Origin of the sequence: Agarivorans sp. QJM3NY_29 (genome assembly GCF_050870835.2) — a bacterium.
Lineage (GTDB): Bacteria > Pseudomonadota > Gammaproteobacteria > Enterobacterales > Celerinatantimonadaceae > Agarivorans.
Window position 1 is genome coordinate 2,270,813 of record NZ_CP194036.2, and the last position, 23,435, is coordinate 2,294,247.

Consider the following 23,435-nt stretch of genomic DNA (forward strand, 5'->3'; position numbering starts at 1 on the left):
ACGCCGAGGGCGGATTTAACACAAAAATGAAACAGTTTGGTTGAGTGGAGGCCAGTATGAGTAGCTACAAAATTAATAGTGATCGTTTGTGGGACAGTTTGATGCAAATGGCAAAAATCGGAGCCACCGAAAAAGGCGGTTGCCGACGATTAGCATTAACTGATTTAGATAAACAAGGTCGAGAGCTTTACATTAAATGGGCTGAAGAGGCGGGTTGTAGTGTAAAAATTGATGCTATTGGTAACATTATGTGTACTCGCCCCGGTGAAGATATGAGCCTGCCGCCTGTGGGAACGGGCAGTCATTTAGATACTCAGCCTTCGGGAGGAAAATTTGATGGTGTATTTGGCGTATTATCGGGTTTAGAAGTGGTCCGTTCGCTCAATGATCGTGGCATTAAAACCAAACATCCCATTGAGATTTCGGTCTGGACCAATGAAGAAGGCTCGCGCTTCGCCCCCGCGATGATGGGCTCTGGCGTAGTCTCTGGGCGTTTTAGTTTACAAGAAATTTTAGACAGTTTGGATGTAGACGGTTTGCGTTTGGGCGATGAGTTAGAGCGGATCGGCTTTGCTGGCGAAACGCCAGTGACGGGTCGAAAATTTCATGCTTTCTTCGAAACTCATATCGAGCAGGGCCCTTATTTAGAAGCTGAAGAGAAACAGATAGGCGTGGTTACTGGTGGGCAAGGGCAACGTTGGTTTAATGCCACGATTACCGGTCGAGAGTCTCATGCTGGGACGACCCCGATGCACCTGCGAAAAGATGCGTTGCTGGCCAGTGCGCAATTGATGCAACAAGTGGAGCAAATCGCTAAAGCACATCCACCAGGGTGTGGCACGGTGGGTTTTGTGCAGGTGTTGCCAAATTCGCGCAATACCATCCCCGGTAAAATTGAAATGAGTATCGATTTACGCCACCCCATCGATGAAGAACTCAGCGCCATGGATCAAGAACTCAAAGCCGCTGTGGCTGAGCTTGAGCAACAAACTGGTGTTGAAGTTGCGCTCGATCCATTCTGGTATTACGAACCTATCCATTTTGATTCGGCCTGTGTTGATGCAGTGCGAAATGCTACGGTCAGTTTAGGTTATAGTCACATGGATATTATTGCTGGAGCAGGTCACGATGCCTGTTATGTCTCTGATTTTGCGCCAACCAGCATGATTTTCACGCCTTGCTTAAATGGTATTAGTCATAACGAGATAGAAAGCACCACTCAGGAAGAATGTGAAGCGGGTTGCTCGGTGCTGTTAAATGCCATGCTTAGTATGGCTGAACAAGTCACAGAAGCTACAACGGTTGAAGATCTTGCGCTGAGTAAATAGCTGCTTATTCTGCGGTGAAATCTAGCTTTCACCGCAACAAAGAAGGATTAGAAATTATTCTAATCCTTCTTTGTTTTTATGCCTAGTATGCGTCTCTATTCCCTGTTCATTGTTGGCTCAAACCAATTTGCTCAATTTTAATGAAGCATCGATTCGTGGTCGTTGCGAGCATTATTTCGCTAAAGTAACTTGATGCCGCAACCTTTAAGCACCAAGCGAGCAATTAATTCCATACCTTCTTCAAAATCACTATCATCCAGGGCTTCTTTGTTTAACATCAGGCTACTTTGAATGGCGTAGTCGGCATAGGCTTGGGTTGAGGCCCAAATCATGAACATTAAATGTTCTGGATTAATCGGTTCCATCCACTGCTTGGCGATCCAATCTCGAAATACCTGGCAGGTTTTATCAAATTGCTGTTTTAACTCGGTGGCTAACTGTTCTCGCAGGTAGGGGGCTCCGTGTAAGATCTCGGCAGCGAAAATCCGTGAAGCGTTGGGGTGTTGTTTGGATTGCTGCATCTTCTGCAAAATGTAATGGCGTAGCGCCACACTGGGATGTTGCTCGGGCGTCATTTGATCCATGTGGCTCATCCATATGACGAGTTGCTGGCTGAGTACCCCCTTATATAAAGCCTCTTTAGTTTTGAAATAATAAAGGACATTGGCTTTGGGTAATTCAGCTTTTGCCGCAATGGCTGCAATGGTGGTTCCCGAGTAACCGTTTTCGGCAAATAACTGCTCGGCAACTAATAGAATTTGCGCGAGATTGTCTTTACGAATATCTGCTAGCTTACGGCGTTTGGTATTCGTGGTGGTGGTTTTGCTCATGGGCTGATTGCTCTCTGCACTAATATGAAGCTATTTGCCTTGATACTGGGCATGCTTAGTTCTACCCACTGACTGACAGCATAACTCTAATCAAGACTTATTGTTAACTATCTGTTTTTTTCATTCAATGACTATTTATTTTTAGCCTTATTAAACAGATGGTTATATTACTAGCCCCGAACCAAAAATCACATCTCCTGACCGTTTGGTCAGAACATGGTATAGGCTTTGCTTTGTTTTTGTACAAGCAGAGAGTTTTATCTCGGCATTATAAAAAAAATAGGGAGATCCCATGGTGATGAGTATGGAAAAGCCTGAGGGCTATTCACAACAGCAGCTAGCCCTTGATCAGATGTTCAAGGATATCAATCCAGCCTTAAGTGCCCGCCAAGCTGGCATCGAAAGTTCGCGTTGTTACTATTGTTACGACGCGCCTTGTATTACAGCCTGTCCTTCAAAAATTAATATTCCGAGTTTTATTGCCAGTATTCATACTGACGATTTAACTGGAGCGGCTAAAACCATCTATCAGGAAAACATCATGGGTGGCAGTTGCGCCCGGGTGTGTCCAACCGAAATTTTGTGTGAACAAGCCTGTGTGCGCAATAAAGAGCAGGAACAGTCACCGGTTAAAATTGGTTTATTACAACGGCATGCCACCGATAATGCGGTGTTTGAGGGACATCCTTTCGAGCGAGCCGCGCCGACCGGTAAAACTATCGCGGTAGTGGGCGCAGGCCCCGCTGGCTTAAGTTGTGCACACCGCTTGGCGATGCTGGGCAATGAGGTGGAGATCTTCGAAGCGGCAGCAAAAGCGGGTGGCTTGAATGAATACGGCATTGCCAAGTACAAACTTACCGACAATTTTGCTCAGAAAGAAGTTGATTTCATCTTAGGGATCGGTGGCATCACCCTGCATACCGATACCGCCTTAGGCCAAGATGTCAGCTTGAGCGAGTTGAAGCAGCGCTTTGATGCGGTGTTTTTAGCCATTGGCTTACAGGACGTTCAGTCCTTGATGTTGCTCAACGAAAGCCATCCGCAAGTACTCAATGCCGTGGATTACATTAAAGAGCTACGCCAGGCTAAAGATCTCGAGGACTTGGCGGTCCCGCTGGACAGCGCGGTGGTGATTGGTGCCGGTAATACCGCCATCGACATGGCCTGCCAACTCAAACGTTTGGGTACAGAAGAGGTGACGCTGGTTTATCGTCGCGGCGAAGCGCAAATGAGCGCCACCGAGCACGAACAGCAAATTGCCAAAAACCATCAGGTCAGAATAAAAACCTGGGCCAAACCAGAGCAAATTAATCTGGACCAAGATGGGGTATTACGCAGTATGACCTTCCGTAAAACCTATAGTGAAGATGGCCAGCTTAAAGATACTGAGCAAACCTTTGATGTTGCTTGTTCGGCAATATTTAAAGCGGTCGGCCAGAAGTTTGCTTACCCCAACGCCGAGCAGCTGATCCCCACCGTAAGCAATGGAAAAATTGCCACCTTTGGTAAGCAAATCACCAGTATTGACGGCGTGTTTGCCGGTGGGGACTGTACCAGTGAAGGACAAGACCTCACCGTAGAAGCGGTGCAACAGGGCAAGTTGGCAGCTATCGCCATTCATCAACAACTTAACTCAGTGGAGGCTTAATACCATGGCCGATTTATCAATTGAATTTGCAGGGATCAAATCTCCCAATCCATTTTGGTTGGCCTCTGCGCCACCGACGGATAAAGCCTATAACGTCGAACGCGCTTTTGAAGCGGGCTGGGGTGGAGTGGTTTGGAAAACCTTGGGCGAAGATCCAGCGGCGGTGAATGTGTCCTCTCGCTATTCAGCAATCTATGATCATAATGGTGAAGTTTCGGGCTTTAACAATATCGAATTGATCACCGATCGTAGTTTGGAAATCAACCTGCGTGAAATCGAGGCGGTGAAAAAAAGCTGGCCCGACCGAGCCTTAGTGGTTTCCTTAATGGTGCCTTGTGAGGAAGAATCATGGAAAACCATCGTGAAACAAGTGGAACAAACCGGCGCTGATGGCCTCGAACTTAACTTTGGCTGCCCGCACGGGATGCCAGAGCGCGGGATGGGGGCGGCGGTAGGCCAGGTTCCAGAATATGTGGAGATGGTGACTCGTTGGTGTAAAACCTATAGCAAGTTGCCAGTGATCGTGAAACTCACCCCGAACATCACTGATATTCGTTTCTCGGCGCGCGCTGCCAAAAATGGCGGTGCTGACGCGGTTTCATTAATCAATACCATTAACTCAATTACTGGGATCGATTTGGATCAGATGGCTGCGCGGCCCTTGGTGGATGGCAAGAGTACCCACGGTGGTTATTGTGGCCCAGCGGTGAAACCGATTGCCCTAAACATGGTCAGTGAAATCGCGCGTGATCCGCAAACTGCAGGCCTACCTATTTCAGGGATCGGTGGCATTGGTAACTGGCGCGATGCGGCGGAGTTTATCTCCTTGGGCTCAGGTTGCGTGCAGGTGTGTACCGCTGCGATGATCTACGGATTCAGAATTGTCAGCGAAATGCAGCAAGGCCTGTCGAATTGGATGGACAGTAAAGGCTACGAGAAAATCTCCGATTTCCAGGGGCTCGCAGTACCCAATACCACCGATTGGAAATACCTCAATATGAACTATAAGGTGGTGGCCGATATTGATGAAGATAAATGTATCGGCTGTGGCCGTTGTTACATCGCCTGCGAAGATACCTCGCATCAGGCAATTAGCAAGACCGCTCGTCCCGATGGCAGCGTCGCTTTCGAAGTGATCGAAGATAAGTGTGTTGGCTGTAATCTGTGCCAGATCACCTGTCCGGTGGATAGCTGTATCAAGATGGAGCAAAAAGAGGCCGATAAACCCTATATGAACTGGACTCAGGATCCGCGCAACCCTTACCGGGACGTTTCTTAGGCTCTTTATCTTAGGTGCTTGCTCTGCTGCATTGGCGGAGCAAGCGTTGCATCAACAAGATCACCGTTTTCATTCTATTTATTTGTTTTTAAAGCTAGAACAAATAAGTCCCAAACTACTGGGTCCACTTTATTTCATGCTTCAACCCAAATTATATGTAATCACAAAAGTTAATTATGACTCTGTTGTGTATTTTTGACTTTTTGTTGGCTCTGCGCTGCAATGGCGATCTGTTCTAGCAAGGATAAGCGATTAAATGAATTTGGAACGAGTAGTACTTGGGGTGGCGTTGGCCGGTCTATTAATTTCATGTAGTCAGCGACAGTCGGCTCCGACAGCATCTCAGCAGACTGTTGTTTGCTGTCAGGTAAACGTTCCATATAATCGTTCTATGACTTACGGGGGCTTAAGCGACGATATCAGCGCGTTGATGAAGGCCGCTAATACTGCTAGTGTTTTCTCCGTAAAGCAGCTGCTAGAAGTTGAGAAAGTTGATGTTAATCAACTAGATAATAATGGTCAAAATGCTTTGCACCATGTTTCATCCTATTCCATTGCAGCGGGCGAGCCTTACCTGAAAAAAATAGCGGTGTTGTTGATTGAAAATGGTATCAATATTGATCAACAAAATCGGCTAGGGGTCAGCCCCTTAATGGCTGCGATTCGACAGCATAACTCAAAGATTGCGATAGAGCTGATAAAGCGTGGGGCAAATGTCAATCTGGCCGATGAAAAGGCGATAAGCCCCTTGATGTTAGCTGCTTATTATGGACAAATCGCAGTGGTTGATGCGCTGCTTGGTGCCGGGGCTAATATCAACGCCCAAGATCAGCAAGGCAGAAATACACTGCATTACTTGGCGACTAGGTATTTGCCTCGTCAATATGCCGATTCAGAAAAAATTGTCCGGATTTTGAAAACAGCGGGTATAGATAGCGCTGGCACTGCAAGTGATGGTCGCTCAGCCTATCAATGGGCGATTGAAAATCAACTCAATAAATTGGCCTTTGTCATCCGAACGTCACCTGCTCAGGGCAGTCGTGAGGAGCAAATAAAGCGAGCGATTGAGCATTTAGAGCTGCCATTTATCGCGAGCTTAACGGAGACAAATGATGGTCAGCAGCGTTTAAGTTCTGCGTTAGCGGGGTGGCTACCGTTACAGGTACAGATGAATCGCTACGACGGTGAACAATTAGATACTAAACAAGCAAAAATGTTGCAATTAATTGGTCCTTATATGGATATTAATCTGCGGAATTCCCGTGGGCAGACCGCTTTGCATATTGCTTCCACCAATTTGCAAATTGAAAGCATGCGCAGCTTGCTAAAATTTAATCCAGATCTGTCGCTGATTGATCATCGTGGACTTACTGCGCTTGATGTCGCAGCCTTGAGCGGAGAAGAGCGTGTTTTTAATGTGTTTTTTCAGCCGACTCAATTGTCGTTGTCATTCACTTTGTTTAAAGCGGATATCCTCAGTCGCGTCGCAGGGTTAGAGGGTCGAGGAGACTACGGTCCTTCGCAGATCACTGATACGCTTTTGCGTTTAGGGATGGATCCAAACGCCATTAACCAAAAGGGACAAACTGCCTTATGTCTCGCGGTTAAGTTTAATAAACCTAGGACTGCGCGGATCTTATTGGACCATGCTGCAGATGTCGATTTTGCTGATAATCAAGGATTGACACCGGTGATGTACGCGGTGAAATTTGGGCGACTCTCCATGCTTAGGCAGTTGCTTCGCCATGATCCCGATTTGACCTTTCGCAATAATCAGGGCTTAAGCGCCATCGAGATGACTAAACAAGTGAGTAGTGTGGGCGGTCAAGGCGTTCAGGAGATTATGTTTTCTTTGTTAGAGCGTTAATCATATGCGCCGAATCTCACGGCTGCAACAGGGTGTTCGCGCTTGATTCACAGCAAGTCGCCAGATAAGCACAAGTCCGTTTTATGTAGGTTTTTACTTACCGTGCAACTTTATTGTGTGGTATGTATTTGCTTCATCAGCTATCACGATTTTTGAGTGCCAAGCTGGTTCGTTGTTTGATGGGTAAGCTTTGCCATTCTTTGATGGCGGTAAAGTTGTTCAAGACTTTACCGCTAGTCGATTAAACTTATATTTTACTGTTGTTCAAAACGAGGGTAATCAGTTAGACCATGATGGTTACCTCCGAATAGGGTGTTGGGATCATGACTCGCCCAGGCTTGATGGTGTTTAATTCGAGAGGGTAAATCGGGATTCGCAATAAATGGGCGGCCAAAAGCTATCATATCGGCGAGGCCGTCTTCTATGGCTTGGCTGGCGCTTGCTGCCGTGTATTTTCCGGCGTAGATAATGGTCCCTGCGTAGGTTTTGCGTAGTGCCTGTTTAAAATGAAGCGGCATTGGCGGCGCATCGTCCCAATCGGCTTCGGCAATGTGCATATAGACTACTTGATGTTGATTGAGCAACTCGGCCACCGCAGTGTAGGTTTGCTCGGGGTAGGCGTCTACGGTGCCATTTAAGGTGGTGAGCGGAGCTAGTCGCACGGCGACTTTGTCTGCACCAATAGCACCCACTAAGGCTGTAAGTACTTCATCAAGAAAACGTAAACGATTGCTAAGGCTACCGCCATAGGCATCGGTTCGCTGATTAGATTCAGAGTCGATAAATTGATTGATTAAGTACCCATTGGCGGCGTGTAACTCTACCCCATCAAAACCAGCTTGTTGTGCATTGAGGGCCGCTTGGCGAAACTGCTCAATCACTAGATTAATTTCTTTTTGGCTCATTTGTTTGGGCGTGACCACATCTATAAACCCCGGTTGCTGACTACCGTTATCCACAAATACTTTCACGTTTTCGGCTTTAAGTGGCGAAGCGGACCAAGGCTGAGCACCGTTAATATTATCCGGGTGAGTGACTCGTCCTACATGCCATAGTTGCGCAAATATCACACCTGCCTGCTGGTGAACCGCATCGGTCACTAAACGCCAGCCGTCAATTTGTGCTTGAGAATAGATCCCGGGAGTCCAAGCGTAACCTTTAGCCCGTTCTGATATTTGAGTCCCTTCACCAATGATGAGTCCTGCTTCACAGCGCTGCATATAGTACTCGGCCATCATTTGATTGGCGGTGTCTCCAGGCTGAGTAGCACGCGAGCGTGTCATCGGCGGCATGACGATGCGGTTTTTTAATCTAAGTTTACCAAGTTGAATGGCTTGAAAGAGTGTGGCTGTCATGTGTGAGATCCTCGAAAAATTAGAGCATCAGTGTAGCAGTTGAGTGCGCTTGCAATCAGTCCGTAGATGACAAATTATTTTTGTGAATTTCACAATAATTAGTTTTAAGTGAAGCTTTATTTTATAGGCTGAGTCGTGGTTGGATAAAGTCGATAAAAGAAGAGATCCGCCGTGCTAATGAGGAAGACTTGTAATACACCGCGTGTATTTGTTCACGGCCCGTATCGTAAACGGCTTCTGAGCCAAATAAGCGGATCATCGTTCCATGAGCGATATCTTGTTTAACCATAAAACCGGACAAACAGGCAATGCCGTTACCGCTTAATACCAATTGGCGAACGGTTTCGCCGTTACTAGCAATCAGTGAGGGAGCCTCTAAACTAAAACCCTTAAGTGGCCATAAATTGAGGTTTTTGCTGGTGAAACCTAATAAATCATGCTGTTGTAAGTCGGTAATATGCAGCGGCACACCACGGCGTGCCAGATAGTCGGGAGAGGCGACCACGTAAAGAGGGCTTTTACCTAAAGGGCGAGCGTGCAGAGTTGAATCACTTAGGCGACCGATACGGATCGCAACATCAACTCGTTTCTCGAGTAAATCAACATAGCCTTCGTTGGAACTCAGTTCTAAGTCAATGTTGGGATAGGCTTGCTTAAAGTTATGTATTAACGGCACCAGTTGATGCAACACAAATGGACTGGCGGCATCGATGCGTAGCTTGCCTTTGGGAAATGCATCGTTTGCTAACAGCTCTTCTTCTGCATGTTGTAGTTGGAGTAGGCCGAGTCGAACGGCTTCGATAAATCGACGCCCCTCATCGGTCTGGTAGATCCGCCGAGTGGTTCGATTGAGCAGTGTCACACCGATCTGTTGTTCAATCTTCGAGACTGCCCGCGAGACTCGCGCGACTTGAATATTGAGCTGCTCGGCAGCAGCAGAAAAGCCACCGCAATCAACGACAGCAATTAATATTTCAAGATCGTCTGAACGGTTTCTCAAATTTAACATATGGGCTCCAGAGCGAGAATGGTTTGATGATGCTATTGGTTGTTACATTCACAATATTTCTTGTGTAACTTATCTTATTTTGACAAATATTATTAACTATTTTATCCCAGTATCTGGCCTTTGTTGGGGTCGGTTCATCAGCGATATCAGTTTCCGGTGAAATATAAGTTCGCTTGCTAAGGTCTTGTTTGGAACTTACTTAGAACGATTCATTTTTTTGGCATATGGGATCTGTACCTTGAATAAATACATTCCGCTTATTCTGGCGATTTACGTCGCTTTTGTATTCTTACAATCGCTGTTTTTTAAATTTGCAGGTTGGTTTGGCCATCCCGCTGACATTACAGTTTATATTTTTCAAACCGTGGGAACTTGGCTGAGCAGCGGTTTAGGGCTGGAGTCGGTTGGCTCGCTGTTTGCTCAGTATGGTGAAACGCTAATTGGTTTGGTGGAATTGGTTGCCAGCATTCTCATTTTACGTAAAGCGACTCGGTTTTATGGGGCTGCGCTTGCGTTCGTGGTGATGTCTGGGGCGATATTTTTCCATCTTTTCACGCCTTTGGGCTTATTTCCGTTTACTGATCTGAGCTGTTTAAGCGACGGTTGTCCACGTGAATATCCGCTGTTTTTTATGGCCGTGGGTGTTTGGTTGAGTAGTGTTTATTTACTTTACGCAAAAGTGAAGAGAGATCGACTCGGCGCTGATAAACGATAAGGACTCGCCGAGCGAGCCCTTTGTTGTTTTTTAGATTTACCGAGTATAGCCGTTAAATTTCTTCTCGTGACCAATACTCGACATTGGCCCATGTCCAGGTAAGAACTGGTAATCATCATCTAGGCTATAGAGTTGAGTTTTAATGGCATTGATCAGCGTGGGGTGATCGCCCTGAGGAAAATCGGTTCGGCCAATCGAACCATTAAATAAAACATCACCTACGATAGCGAGTTTGGCAGCGTGATCGATAAACACCACATGGCCAGGAGTGTGGCCGGGACAATGTCTGACCTCAAGTTCTATTTCTCCTAGAGCGATGATGTCGCCATGCTCTAACCATTGATCTGGGCTGAAACTTGCAACTTCTGGAAAACCAAACATTTGGCACTGCATTGCCATTTTACTAAGCCAAAAATCGTCGTCTTGATGAGGCCCTACAATGGGAACTTGATAGCGCTGTTTGATTAAGCTGCTGGCTCCTACGTGGTCAAGATGACCGTGGGTTAACAATATTTTAGTCACTTTCACACCCGCTTTGTCGACGGCGGCTTGAATGAGCTGCGGGTCGCCTCCGGGATCGACAATTGCCGCTTCTAAGGTTTGCTCACACCAAATGAGGCTACAGTTTTGTTGAAAAGGGGTCACAGGGATAATTTGATAGGCCATTTTACTCATACTCTGAATTGTCTCCCACTTAGTGTACGGATGCGGCTGAATATTTCTACAGTTGTGTGCAACTAAAACGCGACTTGTGGGTGCTTATGTTTATAATACTAATATCTCACCCAATCGAAGGAGATTCCCTTGATAATCAAAGATATTATGCAGACTAGAGTAGTCAGTGTTGATATGGATCAGCGGCTATTCGATATTAAAGACATTTTTGACAACGTGAGCTTTCATCACTTGGTGGTACTCGATGACGATGATCAAGTGGTTGGCGTGTTAACTGAAGCGGATGTGCTGGCGGCTTTAAGTCCTTTTCTTGGTAAGGCTGCGGAGAATCAGCGAGATATTAAAACTTTAACCCAACGGGTTCACCAATTGATGACGCGCGATCCACAGTGCTGCTTCGCCATCACCAGTGTGACGGATGCGGGGCATTTAATGATTGAACAAGGTTTGAGTTGCTTGCCAGTGATTGATGAACATCAGCATCTGCAGGGTATTGTGACCTGGAAGGACATCTTAGCCTTTTTGTTGGTTAGTAATAATAATTCATGAGTTCTTCATTGAGTATTAAGACCCCAATCATGTTTATGGCTTGCACTGGTGATGCGGGTAAATCTTTTGTGTGCGCCCTGATTTGCCCTTACTTGAGTACTCAAGGGCTTGATGTGGTTCCTTTTAAGGTACAAAACATGAGTCACAATGCGGCCGTCACCGACCAAGGAGGTGAAATTGGTCGTGCTTAGTACCTGCAGGCTTTAGCCGCTCGGCAACGGCCTTGTATTGATATGAATCCGGTATGATTGAAACCGCATAGCGAACTCGGCGCACCGCTAGTGATTCATGGTGAGGTGAGCCATCAGCTCCATGCCATCGACTGGCATCAGCGTAAAGCCGTTCTTTGGCCTGCGGTTTTGGCAGGTGTTCAGCGTTTACCACTGCAACATCAATGTCTCGTGATTGAAGGTGCGGGCAGTCCTGCGAAAGTTAATCTACCTAAAAGCGCTATCGTTAACATGGAACTCGCCCTAGCGTTGCAGGCTTCGGTTTATTTGATTGTGGATATCGACTGAGCTGGTGCTTACGCTCATTTGCTTGGGACATGGATGTGTCTTAGCCAAGTAGAGCAAGCTCGTGTTAAAGGTTTTGTCTTGAACAAGTTTCGCGGTGAACAGATGCTATTCGCGGATGCTAATCAGTGGGTTTTGCAACAAACAGGAATTCCTATCGTAGCGGTGCTCCCTTGGACAGCCCACCAACTGTCGGAAGAAGATAATTTTTTTCATCGAAATCAATGGCAGCCGGGCACCACCAACATTGCCTTAATGGTTTATCCCTTTGCCAGCAATCTGGATGAATTTGACCGATTAATTTATCAAGCGGGTGTTAATCTGGTGCCACTACGCGATGCTCAAGATTCAAGTTATTACGATGCGATTATTTTACCCGGTTCGAAAAATGTTGCAGCTAGCCGAATGCATTTGGCGCAGAGTGGTTTAGATCAGGCGATTATTCACGCGGTGAAACAAGGGGTGAGAGTGACTGGGATTTGTGGTGGCTTGCAAATACTAGGCGAGCAAACTCTAGATCCTTTGGGGGGTGAAGGGCAAGGTTTTGAGGGTTTGGCTTTACTACCAATCATCACCGAATATGCCGATGCTAAGGTGACCACGCAACGCGACGTTGAGTGGCAAGAGCAGCACTTAGCTTGTTACGAAATTCATCACGCTGCAAGCCCTTGCGTTGAAGCGCTAAAGCCTTTTGTTGAACAAGTTACCGGCTGGCAATTAGGTGTGGTGCAGGGGAGTTATCTACATGATTTATTTATCAATCGTAGTTTTCGTCAACACTGGCTCGAAAGTTTAGCTTGGCAGGGAGAATGTGAAGACTGGCAGCAGGTGATTGGTCGGGAGTTGGATCCTTTATGTGAGCACTTGGATTTACCCCTAAGTCAAATAAGCCAGCATGCTGGCTTATCCTGAGTTTAAGTTGATTGTTGCGGCATTATTTCATCCACCCTTGTTCTTGATAATATCTTAGGGCACCTGGGTGCAGTGGCGCCGTGAGATTTGTATGGATCATTTGCTGCACTTTTAAATCGGCTAATGCCGGATGTAAGGCGCGTAAAGTGTCGAGGTTTTCAAAAATTGCCGCGACAAAATCATGTGCCGTTTGCTCCGATAGTTGTTTGTCTGCAACTAAGGTTGCGCTGACGCCAATCGATTGCACATCTTTCGGGTTACCATGATAGGTTCCCCCTTTAATGCTTACCGGGGAAAAATATGGGTATTTTTGGGCTAAAGCGGCGATTGTCGTGGTTGACAGACTCAGCAAATTGGATTCACACATTGTGGTCGCGCGGGTAATCGAGGTATTGGGGTGGCCAACCACATAAACGATAGCCTCGGTTTTATTGCCACATAGCGCGCGGCTTTGTTCGTCTGGTTTTAGATGACCTAGCTGGGTAAAATCGCCATCTTGCCAATGCAGCTGTTGCATGATGAGTTTCATCGTCGAATATTGGCCAGAACCAAGTGGCCCTACATTGACCGAATGTCCTTTCAATTGTTCAACTTGGTTAATCTTTAGCTGGGCCTTCGCTAATACAGTAAAGGCCTCTGGATAAAGGGCTAACAGAGAGCGCATCTCCTTATAGGCTCCTTGTTTGGCAAACTCACCGCTGCCTTTGTAGGCTTGCCAATGCACATCCGACTGAACGATCGCTAAATCGATATCGCCACTTCGTAGTGCTTGGATATTGTCACTGGAGCCCCCGGAACTTTCTGCGGTGCAACTGAGTTTTCTATGGTCACTATTTTGTTCTAGTTGTCGACACAAGGCGTTGCCAGTCGGGTAATAGACCCCGCTTACGTTACCAGTACCCAAAAATAAGTACTCGTTCGCCCCGGTGAAGTTGCTGCTTAAACTAAATATAATCAGCAATAAAAAATTGGAAAATCGTTTCATTTTTTCACCTAAGTTTGCTCTTTATCCATAGTGCAAGTTGGTTAATATACACTCTTATGCTAAAAAACGCTTGTTTGAGAGATTAAGTTTGGTTAGGGAAAACAACAGCTTTTTTAGTCATGAAGTGTTTATTGATGGATCCCGCGAAGGTGCCTAATGCCAGTTTAATTGAAAGTCGAATTGCGATATGTGGCCAATGAAGGGACTTAACTTGTATTTATGTCTTATGTCAATAGCGGTTTCCATGCATTTAGTATCCTTACCTGATGCTCCAAAGATATGAATTTTTAAGAAGTGAGCTTGTTTAGCGGTGCAAGGATTGGAAGTGTTTGGCAGCTGTTCAGCTTATCTCATGCGCTTACTTTGTCTTAATCTGAATCACTAAACCACGATGACCTCGCAGGATAATGGTTTATACTAGGCGTAAATAAAGCCCTATATTGATTGTATTTTGTTAAATAACTCAGTTGTATCATTTCCTTTGTTAGAAGTTTGCTGTTATAGCGTTGCAGATATCGAAAAAGCAATTGCGGGCGGGGCCCATCGTATTGAATTCTGTGCAGGCCAAAGTGATGGGGGGACTACGCCAAGTTATGGCGCATTGCTGCAGGTTCAGCACTATCTCACTCAGATCCCTATCGTGGTTATGGTGAGACCTAGAGGCGGGGATTTTTGTTATCAGCCTCAGGAACTGATGCAGATGGAATCCGATATTTTGCTGATTAAAGAACTCGGTTTTCATGGCGTGGTTAGTGGCGCCCTCAATCCCGACGCGAGTGTGGATGTGAGTGCTTGTCAGCGGCTTGCTAAGGCAGCGCAAGGCATCGATTTTGTGTTTCATCGCGCCTTCGATTGTGTGGCCGAGCCGAGTTTTGCGGCGAAATGTTTAGCCGATATCGGCGTAACTCGAATATTGAGCTCTGGCCAGCAAGATAAGATAGAACAGGGCGTGGAGCTAGTGTTAGCATTACAGCAACAATTTCCCCAGCTAGAATGGCTAGCGGCGGGAGGCGTGAGAGCTCATAATATTGGTGAGTTACTTGAGCGCGGTATTCAGCAGCTACATAGTGCCGCGGCAGAAGACCTACCGAGCGTTTTTGCCACCCAGTATGCCAAGGCAATGGCGTCGGCGAAGGATGTATCAAGTGAACTGACCCGCCAAACAGTATCGCAGTCTTTGGTTCAGTTGATGGTGAAACAGATGGAGCGAGGGCGCTAAGTTAATGTTGCTCGCTCTATGGCATCGCTGTCAGCATTTTTTTTTCTACCTAGCGAATACTCTTAAACACCGCGGTTTGGCAATGTTTGCAGCCTATTTGTTGGTGCAAGCATGCTGGCTCGCGGCCTTCGCACCACTCACCATTGTGGTCAGTGAATCACTGATGTCGTTGTATGGCCTACAGGGCGTTGCAAATCAGCAGTTACTCGGTTTTTTCCTCTCCCCCAGTGGTTATTTGTTTGCGATTTGGCTGGTTGCGATGGCTTTGTTTAACTTCTTTTTGCAACAGGGGGTACTCACCTTATTGTTGGCTCAGCATGAAGTTAATCGGCGTTCAATTTCTCAAGCGATTCATCTATTGCTACGTCGCGCTTGGTCGATTGCGGGTTTAGCTTTTTTGCAATCAGTATTACTGATTAGCATTTGTTGTAGCTTGTTATTTGTTGGTCGTTGGCTGTTTGGACTGATGCTGGCCGATTGGGACATTAATTACTATCTCACCATGCAGCGAAGTCAGCTGTGGTTCTTTCTCAGTGTATTATGTTTAGGCGGTTTGCCGGTCACTTTTTGGCTGGCGAATCAATGGCTGAAGTGGTGGTTTACTTTGCCATTTTGCATGTTACAAAGGCGAACTCTGCTTGGCCAGTTGCGAGATTCTACCGATTTAGCTCAGGGCCAGCGTAAGTGGATTGTACTTATTACAGTAATTTGGTTAGCGCTAAGAACCTTGGTATTTGTGGTGCTGGTTGCTGCATTTATTTGGTTGTTGCATGTGACTATTGATTGGTGGGATCCACAGCAGTTATCCAACTTAGCTTTAGTGCTATTTAGTTTTGCATTGTTGGCGGGGGGATCAGTTTTAAGCTTCTTGGATACTTGGCTCTATGCCTGTATTCAGTTTTATATGTTTAAAGTGTTGGTTAAGCAGACAAGGGGAAAATTAGCCAATGAACATCAAGCGGTATTAAAAGAAAATCATCGCTTACATTTAGGTTTTAGATTGCTATTGCTGGCGAGTCTATTACTTGCGGCGAATGAGTTCGCTGATGAAGTGGACAGTTTTACCCAACGTTTTGCTCAGAGTAGTCAATTCTCGGTTATGGGCCATCGCGCTGGTGGTTATTTGGCTGAAGAAAATAGCTTAGCGGGTTTGCAAAAGTCTATTGAACTGGGTTTAAGCATGACCGAAATTGATATTCAACTCACCGCCGATGGACAAATAGTGGTCGTTCATGACCGTGATCTAGGACGTTTAACTGGCGATCCGAGTGTGGTGCATCTGAGTAATTTTGCTCAGGTTCAGCAGGCTTTTGTTGCTGCCGGGCTCCCGTCTCCTCAGCCTTTATCTGTGTGGTTAGCTAAAAGTGCTGCTCAGATCACGCTGAACCTAGAATTAAAACGTTATGACGATTCTCTAGATTTAGTACCTGCACTCCTGACTCAACTCAAGCGTTACCCATATCCGGTGGTCGTCAGTAGCTTAGATGCGGAGTTACTCAATTATCTTAAGCAATTGATTAAAGGTACCCCGTTGGCGGCGAGAGTCAAAACTGCATTTATTGCGGCTGCCAGCTTTGGTGAATCGAGTTTGCTTCAGAACGCAGATATGTTAATGGTGAATCAACAGTGGGTTAGTCCTTGGCGCTTACTCAGTGCTCAGCAGCGCGAGCAGAAAATCTACGTTTGGACGGTGAACCGAGTCAGTGAGGTTGAACGAATGTACTATCTAGGGGTTGATGGCGTAATTACCGATGAGCCGATCATGGCACTGCAGACTATTCAGCGGCTTGAGCAATTGAGCGAAGTGGAGCACTTGCTGAATGGTTTTCGATATTGGCTAAACTTTTAGTTGTTCATTATTAAAAAAATGCTGAAATTGCAACCAGTATTGACGCTGTTGTTGCCAAGAGCTGAGCTGAAACTTGAGGGTTTGTTTGGCTCGACGTTGGTTGAGCGCATAAAGACTTAAGCGAGAAATACAACCTAACTTTGGATATCCACCGATGGTTTGTTTGTCGATCGATAATACAATGGGGAGTCCGCTGGGAGGCACTTGCACGGCGCCAAGTGCGATAGGTTCTGATTCGCCACTGGCGGGGACGCTATCGAGGGATACTCCATCCAAACGAATGCCCATTCGGTCACTCAGAGCACTCACTCGGTAGGTTTGGTGACATAGGGTTTGGATAGCATGCCTTGAAAACTGATGAAATTGATAGCCGGGGATCAAATTTAAACATAAGGCTTGGTTATAGTCTGGTATGAAACGGTTCGGTGTTTGTTTTCTGGGCTCGATTGCAGAACTTAGATAGTTGAGTTGATCCCCTTGACTTAACCAGCGGCCCATAAAAAGACCTAAACCTTGTCGCATTGAGCTACTAGCACTCCCTAACTGTTTTTTCACTTGTAAACCACCTTTAATGGCGAGGTATGATCGTAATCCAGAGCGTGCAGTGCCAAGATTCAAGCTTTGGCCAGCCAAAACCGTAAAGCTCTGCCAAGGGGCGGGTTGGGGATTGCGACTTGCGCCGCTCACCTTGAGTGGCATATCTGCACCGCAAACCGCGACTTGGCATGTTTGGTTAAATTGGAAAGTTGCGCCTCCAATGGCAATTTCTAGGGCTGCAGCTCCTGGTGCATTACCGAGTAGTCGATTAGCCCAGAGAAAGGCATGTAAATCCGCAGCGCCACCTGGACTGATCCCGATGTCTTGATAACCGCTACGGCCCTGGTCAACTACGCTGGTTTGTGGGCCACTTCTTAATACGCTTAATTGACCTACCGGAGACATGCTTTCGCCTGTAATTGTTGAAATTGCTGAAAATTGATTTGGTAAAAGCGGATCTGATCGCCGACTTTTACCGGACACATATCTTGACTTGAGGGGTCAAAAAAACGCATTGGGCTTTGACCGATGACATGCCAACCGCCGGGACTCGCTGCCGGGTACACAGCACTCATGTCTTCAGCAATCGCGATGCTGCCCGCTGCTACATGGCTTGCAGGGGTGGATTTTCTGGGGAGTTGTAGGGATTTAGTTAAACCTGATAAGTAAGCGAAACCGGGCATAAAGCCGATCGCCTTGACTTGATAGTGACCAGCCAAATGCAACTCGATTAATTGTTTTACATTGAGCTGTAAATGTGCGGCGGTTGCCTCTTGGTCGGGGCCTAAACGCGGATCATAACAAGCTGGAACGTGTATCGTTTTCACGGGTTTTGAGTGACGAGTCAACTGAAAACGGCTTAACAGCGACTCCAGATCATTTAACTCAGTTTGATAATCGAAAATGCAGAGTAGGCTGTCAGACGCAACGATAACATCGTTTACGCCCTTGATATTTTGCTTAAGTTGCTCCGCGAGGCTCGGTAACGCGGCCTGAAATTGGGGGGACTTACAGCTGAGTAAGAGACTGTCTTCATTCACCCAATCGATACAAAACATGTTTTAGAGGCTCTTTGTTTGTGGATCTAGGATTTGTTTAATCAATTTTATTTGCGCAACTGCCGCTGCGTTGTCGCCATGTACGCAGAGGGTGTCTGCGCTAATATTTAGGCGACTGCCATCACTACAGATGACTTGTTGTTGCTGCTGCAGTAAGTTCACTTGAGCCAATAAGTCATTGGGCTGGCTGAGCACCGCACCGTCTAGTTCTCGAGACTGCAGCTGACCATTGGCCAAATAGCGGCGGTCACAAAAAGCCTCTTTGATTAAGCCAACTTGATATTGCTCCGCTAAACGGCTGACAAAACCAGTGCTTAAACTGGCCGATACCATGAGTTTAATTTCGCCTTCTAAACTAGCGACAGCCTTGAGCACCGCCTCAAATATCTGGGCTGAACAATGCATGTCGTTATACAGCGCGCCGTGAGGTTTCACATAGTGGATCTGAGTTGCTTGGTAACGGCATAGCGCTTGTAAACCTCCTATTTGAGCGAGAATGATTTGGCTTAATTGCTCGGGTTGGTAGGCGATGGTTCGACGACCAAACCCAGCGATATCGGCATAACTCGGATGCGCACCAATTTGTACTTGATGCTGTTTAGCTAAAGCAATGGTTTGACTCATGACATGAGGGTCTGAAGCATGTCCGCCACAAGCAATGTTTGCCATGTCGATAAAGGGCATGGCTAGCTCATCGGCGCCCATTTTCCATACACCATAGCTTTCACCCATATCGCAGTTTAATCGCATCTTGACTCCATATTGAGGTTTAAGAGCTGGTTCATCTCTAACGCTGTTTGCTGCATTGTAGTAGTATCTTCGCAAAGTGTTGTCCAGCTGGGCCCAATTGCTCTGGTCGACATATCACTAAATAGGTCACTAAGGTTTTGGCAGCGCCTCCTAGGATATTAAGTTCTACTAAACTTTCATCTTCCAAGTAAGGCGCGACGATATGATCGGGTAACCAAGCGAAACCTAAGCCTTGGTTGAGAACTTCCAGTACTTGGCTAAATCCGCTAAAGGTCCAGCGTTGTTCGGCGCGTAACCAACCACGATCGAGGTGAGGATGACTTCCTGTATCTCTAACCACCAATTGCAGGTGCTGTACTACTTCGTTAATGGATACCGATGCCGCTATTTTTGCCAGTGGATGATTACGTTGTACCACTGGCAGCATCGTGACAGTACCAAATTTCTCGCCAAGTACTCCTTGCGGGAGGATCGGCGTAATCACCATGTCGACAGAATGATCATAAATGGCTTCGTCCGAACCACCTAATACGTTATCCAGCAATTCGATACGAGTGCCTCGACTGTCAGGCAGAAATGCCTTCAGGGCTTTGATCACTGGTGCTTTAGATTGCACGGCGTCGCAGCTTACACTTAGTTTAGGTTCCCAGCCTTGCTCTAGGCTTGCCGCCAGAACTTCCAGCTCTTGAATGTTTTGGCTGAGCAACTTACTACGTCGCAGCATGACTTCACCAATAGGGGTTAAGTAGGCTTTGCGACCTTTTACTTCGAGTAACTGTACGCCTAATAAACCTTGCAGTTTACTCACCGCATGATTGAGCGAAGATTGACTTTTATTCAATTGACTCGCAGCTTGGGCATAACCGCCATAGTCAACAACAGCTTGGAAGATCCGCCATTGTTCCAAGGTGCTTTTTGCGCGAAAAGGAGGGGTCATAGGCAATCCGTTGCTATCAATTACTTGGCTTGGGCATCGATACTTTTGCCAGTAACACCGATGCTGGCGTCACTTAATAAGTATAAATAACTCGGCATGATATCGAGTGGCGTTTTTAAGCTTTTTGGATCTTCTCCGGGATAAGCGCTGGCCCGCATCAGGGTGCGAGTGGCTCCTGGATTGATGCAGTTGCAGCGCAAAGCGCTTTGTTCGAACTCATCGGCAATGACTTGCGACATCCCTTCAATGGCGAACTTTGAGATACTATAAGCCCCCCAGTAAGCACGGCCTTTTTTACCAACACCGGATGATGTAAATACCAAGGACGCATTTTGACTTTTCAGCATCAATGGGATCAACGCTTGACTCAGTAAAAATTGCGATTTTAGATTGACTTGCATTAGTTGATCCCAAAGATCTTCATCAATTTGTAGATATTGGCTTAATACCCCAAGATTGGCGGCGTTAAGCAATGCACCGTCTAAACGGCCAAATTGTGATTCTATGGTGGCAACCATATCGAGGTAATTCTGTTGGCTTGCACCTTTCAGATCTAAAGGAATAATCGCTGGCTGCGGACCGCCTAAAGCTTCGATTTCGTCATAAACCGCTTCTAGTTTTTTTACTGTTCGCCCGAGCAAAATTACGGTCGCGCCATGTTCGGCAAAACTTAAGGCTGCTTGGCGGCCAATCCCGTCTCCGGCACCGGTGACGAGAATGACTTTGTCATTCAATTCATGCTGACTCGCCTGAAATTGTTGAGGAAAGATTTCCTTGCTCATGTTTGATTCCTGTAGATGTGCGACAGCGCACAAATATTACTCAATAGTTAAACAACTGTTTATTCATCTGGTTAGACCTGTTGCAAAAATGTTAAATGGTGTTTATGGTGCTGTTGTGAACCATTACTATTAAAAGGAATTTGCGAATATGCGTTTGTCCCGAATAGCAACAACGATTACTTTATTTGCGTCAGTATCTCTGGCGGGCTGCGGTGGCAACTCGCCATTAGATTTTGCAGATGATAGCACGGCCCAAGTCCCCAACTCAGTAAAAATTCGCTTCAATCCTCTGACCGGCGATGTCTCAACGCCCAATAACTTACTATTTAGCGGCAGCTTAGATGGGACCATTAATTTACCGAGTGAAGCTGAAATTGTGAGTACTTCAGAATACCGAGATATTACTCAGGTGTTAGGCGCATTAGACGGTTGGCAAACCAGCGTACCATTTAGGATCCCGCTGGGTTACGGTGACAATGAGGATGATTATAACGACAAAATTGATGTACAACTTGATAATGCCAGTTTTGCCGATGGGCTGTTGTTATTTAAAGTGAGGGCTTCAGGTTTTGCCGATGATTGTAGTGATGTGAGCGAAAATGGTGGCAGTTTTGTGGCTGGTCAAACTTGTCGCATCGACCAGCAGTTGGTTTACGGGGAAGACTATACCGTTAATTTTGCTGATGGTGAACTGGTAGTCGTACCACTGAAACCTTTCGCCCCCGCGAGTTCTTATATGGTGGTGGTGAGCGAGCAATTGTACGATGAGAATGGACGTTCTGTGGACGCTGGGACGGGTTATTCCTTGTTAAGTGAAGTACCAAAGGCTGAAGATAGTGCGACCGTTCAGTCGCTGAAGAGCTTAACCAATTGGAATAATGCTTTGCTCGCTGCGCGAGGCGTTGAAGGTACAATCAGTTATACGGCAGTATTTACCACCCAGTCTGTTAACCCGGTATTAAGTAGTTTGCAACAGGTATATGGCGGCATGGCGCTGATGGGGCAATTATCATTGTCATCCTTAGTGGATACTGGCAGTACCGCGCAAGATGTTGCCAACACGGTATTAGGGGCCAGCCAGCCAAGTTTTGCAGCTGCAAAATATTACACATCAAGTTTGACGGTGCCTTATTACTTATCCGATTTAGATCATCCCGATCTTGGGGGTGGCGATGTTAATCAGTGGGCACAAGCCAAAACTGACAGCCCAGTAGCCATACTACAACTGCTGCAAACCAATAGTGACTTTGCCAATCAAGGTAGTACCACAAGTTTTTGGGCGCAAGCTGCCGCTAAAGGTTTTGATGTTACTACTTTTGGGACCTTGGTTGGTGCGGGTGATACGACTCGCGCGGCACAAATGTTAGCGCAAGCTGATTTGTCGGGACTGACTTATATCGAAAATGGGAATACGAAGTTGGTTGACGTTCATCATCATCTAACCGCCTATAACCCTTTACCGAAAACTCGTAGCATGGCCAACCTTAAGGTTGATGTATATCTGCCCGATACCAAGCTATTGACTAACCTAACTATGCCTGCCAATGGTTGGCCGGTAGTCATGTTCCAACATGGCATTACCACTTTGAAAGAAACGGCGGCAGGTATTGCTGCTGGGTATGCGGCACAAGGCTATGCTGTGGTGGCGATTGATTTGCCATATCATGGTAGCCGAGCCATTGATTTAGATGGGGATGGTCAGCCAGACCTAAGTGCTAATCTTGATGCTCAAGTGTTTGCCAATCTCAGTAGTTTTTTGAGTATTAGGGAAAACTTGCGTCAGTCGAGTGCCGATATTTTGGCATTGAGGGCCGCTTTACAAGCCACTACCGCGCCTGCTGAATTAGATGGCAGTAAGGTGCATTTTGTAGGGCAATCTTTGGGTTCGGTTGTTGGGATCCCAGTTGCTGCATTGGCGAAAATAGTGACCGTGAATGGAATGGATGTTGATTATCGCTTAGACAGTGCCGCACTTAGTGTACCGGGTGGAGGACTTGCTGGAGTGTTTTTGTATTCCCCTAGTTTTGGACCAGCAGTGGAAGCTGGTTTGAAAGCGAACACTGGTTATCTAGCTCTGGTTGCTGCGGGTTTAGGTTTTGTCGACAACGACAGTGGCACAGCATTAGAGCAATTTGCCGTTTATCAAGCTCGTTACCCTGAGGCGGCGGCACTAGTGATTAATGCCAATTACCCAGCCTTTGCCTCGGTGTTTAGTTCCTTGGCACAAACGGTTGTAGATGGCGCAGATCCGTTAAACTTTAGTCAGAATGGTTTTGCTATGCCAGTGTTACTGCACGAAGTGGTGGGGGATGGCAGTAGCGAAAGTGGTGACCAAACCATTCCCAATCGCGTAGCTGGACTACCGTTAATTGGTACCGAGCCGTTAATTTCAGCGATGGGTTTAGAGGGGACAGAGGTGACCTCCGCAGGCAGTTATGCAGTTCGATTTAGTCAAGGCGCGCATGCTTCCTTAATTAGTCCCAGCGCTAGCATAGCCACTACTTTGGAGATGCAAACTCAGTTTGTTAGTTATGCGGTAAGCGCTGATGCCGGGAATGCCACGGTGGTCGTGAATGATAGCTCAGTGATTGCTGCAACCCAATAGGTCAGTTTATTTGCTACTAGGCCTGCATTGT

The 23,435-nt window shown here is 46.5% G+C and carries 22 protein-coding genes; 12 read left to right on the top strand and 10 right to left on the bottom strand.

The window, feature by feature from the left end; genetic code table 11:
• Nucleotides 1-56: 56 nt before the first annotated feature.
• Nucleotides 57-1,328: a Zn-dependent hydrolase gene (locus tag ACRRS0_RS10425; protein ID WP_432453275.1), complete on the top strand. Its 1,272-nt coding sequence runs from the start codon at nucleotides 57-59 to the stop codon at nucleotides 1,326-1,328.
• Between the two features lie 179 nt (nucleotides 1,329-1,507).
• On the opposite strand, the gene ACRRS0_RS10430 is transcribed toward ACRRS0_RS10425, so the two are convergent.
• The gene (locus ACRRS0_RS10430) at nucleotides 1,508-2,158 is read right to left on the bottom strand and encodes a TetR family transcriptional regulator C-terminal domain-containing protein (RefSeq protein WP_432453274.1); all 651 of its coding nucleotides are present in this window, start codon (nucleotides 2,156-2,158) and stop codon (nucleotides 1,508-1,510) included.
• A 304-nt stretch (nucleotides 2,159-2,462) separates the two neighbouring features.
• Between ACRRS0_RS10430 and ACRRS0_RS10435 the strand changes: the two genes are divergently transcribed.
• From ACRRS0_RS10435 to ACRRS0_RS10445, 3 genes are all read left to right on the top strand, one after another.
• Nucleotides 2,463-3,806 (top strand): NAD(P)-dependent oxidoreductase, encoded by a 1,344-nt coding sequence (locus ACRRS0_RS10435; RefSeq protein ID WP_432453273.1) that lies wholly within the window; start codon nucleotides 2,463-2,465, stop codon nucleotides 3,804-3,806.
• Between the two features lie 4 nt (nucleotides 3,807-3,810).
• Nucleotides 3,811-5,085, top strand: coding sequence for an NAD-dependent dihydropyrimidine dehydrogenase subunit PreA (gene preA / locus ACRRS0_RS10440; RefSeq protein WP_432453272.1), 1,275 nt, complete (start codon nucleotides 3,811-3,813; stop codon nucleotides 5,083-5,085).
• A 256-nt stretch (nucleotides 5,086-5,341) separates the two neighbouring features.
• Nucleotides 5,342-6,952, top strand: coding sequence for an ankyrin repeat domain-containing protein (locus tag ACRRS0_RS10445; RefSeq protein ID WP_432453271.1), 1,611 nt, complete (start codon nucleotides 5,342-5,344; stop codon nucleotides 6,950-6,952).
• A gap of 254 nt (nucleotides 6,953-7,206) precedes the next feature.
• Here ACRRS0_RS10445 and ACRRS0_RS10450 read toward each other — a convergent pair whose 3' ends face one another.
• Nucleotides 7,207-8,307: an alkene reductase gene (locus ACRRS0_RS10450; RefSeq protein ID WP_432453270.1), complete on the bottom strand. Its 1,101-nt coding sequence runs from the start codon at nucleotides 8,305-8,307 to the stop codon at nucleotides 7,207-7,209.
• 121 nt (nucleotides 8,308-8,428) lie between these two features.
• Entirely contained in the window at nucleotides 8,429-9,307 is an 879-nt protein-coding gene (locus ACRRS0_RS10455) for a LysR substrate-binding domain-containing protein (RefSeq protein WP_432456184.1), read from the bottom strand.
• Between the two features lie 247 nt (nucleotides 9,308-9,554).
• Here ACRRS0_RS10455 and ACRRS0_RS10460 point away from each other — a divergent pair, with 247 nt between their 5' ends.
• A complete protein-coding gene (locus ACRRS0_RS10460) occupies nucleotides 9,555-10,031 on the top strand; it encodes a hypothetical protein (protein WP_432453269.1) in 477 nt (158 codons plus the stop codon).
• A gap of 36 nt (nucleotides 10,032-10,067) precedes the next feature.
• Here ACRRS0_RS10460 and ACRRS0_RS10465 read toward each other — a convergent pair whose 3' ends face one another.
• Nucleotides 10,068-10,697, bottom strand: coding sequence for an MBL fold metallo-hydrolase (locus ACRRS0_RS10465; RefSeq protein WP_432456183.1), 630 nt, complete (start codon nucleotides 10,695-10,697; stop codon nucleotides 10,068-10,070).
• A gap of 138 nt (nucleotides 10,698-10,835) precedes the next feature.
• Between ACRRS0_RS10465 and ACRRS0_RS10470 the strand changes: the two genes are divergently transcribed.
• The 4 genes from ACRRS0_RS10470 (at nucleotide 10,836) to ACRRS0_RS10485 (ending at nucleotide 12,682) form a co-directional block, all read left to right on the top strand.
• On the top strand, nucleotides 10,836-11,255 hold the full coding sequence (locus ACRRS0_RS10470) for a CBS domain-containing protein (RefSeq protein WP_432453268.1): 420 nt from the start codon (nucleotides 10,836-10,838) through the stop codon (nucleotides 11,253-11,255).
• Nucleotides 11,252-11,446, top strand: a complete 195-nt coding sequence (locus ACRRS0_RS10475; protein WP_432453267.1) for a nucleotide-binding protein — start codon at nucleotides 11,252-11,254, stop codon at nucleotides 11,444-11,446. Before ACRRS0_RS10470 ends, ACRRS0_RS10475 begins: the two co-directional genes overlap by 4 nt.
• A 57-nt stretch (nucleotides 11,447-11,503) precedes the next feature.
• On the top strand, nucleotides 11,504-11,773 hold the full coding sequence (locus ACRRS0_RS10480; protein WP_432453266.1) for a hypothetical protein: 270 nt from the start codon (nucleotides 11,504-11,506) through the stop codon (nucleotides 11,771-11,773).
• A 78-nt stretch (nucleotides 11,774-11,851) separates the two neighbouring features.
• Entirely contained in the window at nucleotides 11,852-12,682 is an 831-nt protein-coding gene (locus ACRRS0_RS10485; protein ID WP_432453265.1) for a hypothetical protein, read from the top strand.
• Between the two features lie 22 nt (nucleotides 12,683-12,704).
• On the opposite strand, the gene ACRRS0_RS10490 is transcribed toward ACRRS0_RS10485, so the two are convergent.
• Nucleotides 12,705-13,667 (bottom strand): TAXI family TRAP transporter solute-binding subunit, encoded by a 963-nt coding sequence (locus ACRRS0_RS10490; protein WP_432453264.1) that lies wholly within the window; start codon nucleotides 13,665-13,667, stop codon nucleotides 12,705-12,707.
• A 451-nt stretch (nucleotides 13,668-14,118) separates the two neighbouring features.
• Here ACRRS0_RS10490 and ACRRS0_RS10495 point away from each other — a divergent pair, with 451 nt between their 5' ends.
• Together ACRRS0_RS10495 and ACRRS0_RS10500 are read left to right on the top strand one after the other, a co-directional pair.
• Nucleotides 14,119-14,886 carry a copper homeostasis protein CutC gene (locus ACRRS0_RS10495; RefSeq protein WP_432453263.1) on the top strand — a complete coding sequence of 256 codons (768 nt, stop codon included), beginning with the start codon at nucleotides 14,119-14,121 and terminating at the stop codon, nucleotides 14,884-14,886.
• Between the two features lie 4 nt (nucleotides 14,887-14,890).
• Nucleotides 14,891-16,735 carry a glycerophosphodiester phosphodiesterase family protein gene (locus tag ACRRS0_RS10500; protein ID WP_432453262.1) on the top strand — a complete coding sequence of 615 codons (1,845 nt, stop codon included), beginning with the start codon at nucleotides 14,891-14,893 and terminating at the stop codon, nucleotides 16,733-16,735.
• Here ACRRS0_RS10500 and ACRRS0_RS10505 read toward each other — a convergent pair.
• From ACRRS0_RS10505 to ACRRS0_RS10525, 5 genes are read right to left on the bottom strand one after another with little or no spacing between them, the layout of a single operon-like run.
• On the bottom strand, nucleotides 16,724-17,677 hold the full coding sequence (locus ACRRS0_RS10505; protein WP_432453261.1) for a biotin-dependent carboxyltransferase family protein: 954 nt from the start codon (nucleotides 17,675-17,677) through the stop codon (nucleotides 16,724-16,726). The genes ACRRS0_RS10500 and ACRRS0_RS10505 overlap by 12 nt on opposite strands.
• On the bottom strand, nucleotides 17,665-18,330 hold the full coding sequence (locus ACRRS0_RS10510) for a 5-oxoprolinase subunit B family protein (RefSeq protein ID WP_432453260.1): 666 nt from the start codon (nucleotides 18,328-18,330) through the stop codon (nucleotides 17,665-17,667). Before ACRRS0_RS10510 ends, ACRRS0_RS10505 begins: the two co-directional genes overlap by 13 nt.
• 3 nt (nucleotides 18,331-18,333) lie before the next feature.
• Entirely contained in the window at nucleotides 18,334-19,080 is a 747-nt protein-coding gene (locus tag ACRRS0_RS10515) for a 5-oxoprolinase subunit PxpA (RefSeq protein ID WP_432453259.1), read from the bottom strand.
• A gap of 37 nt (nucleotides 19,081-19,117) precedes the next feature.
• A complete protein-coding gene (locus ACRRS0_RS10520) occupies nucleotides 19,118-20,017 on the bottom strand; it encodes a LysR family transcriptional regulator (protein ID WP_432453258.1) in 900 nt (299 codons plus the stop codon).
• Between the two features lie 20 nt (nucleotides 20,018-20,037).
• Nucleotides 20,038-20,799: a YciK family oxidoreductase gene (locus tag ACRRS0_RS10525; RefSeq protein ID WP_432453257.1), complete on the bottom strand. Its 762-nt coding sequence runs from the start codon at nucleotides 20,797-20,799 to the stop codon at nucleotides 20,038-20,040.
• A gap of 148 nt (nucleotides 20,800-20,947) precedes the next feature.
• On the opposite strand from ACRRS0_RS10525, the gene ACRRS0_RS10530 reads away from it, so the two are divergent.
• Nucleotides 20,948-23,404 (top strand): VolA/Pla-1 family phospholipase, encoded by a 2,457-nt coding sequence (locus ACRRS0_RS10530; protein ID WP_432453256.1) that lies wholly within the window; start codon nucleotides 20,948-20,950, stop codon nucleotides 23,402-23,404.
• Nucleotides 23,405-23,435 lie beyond the last annotated feature (31 nt).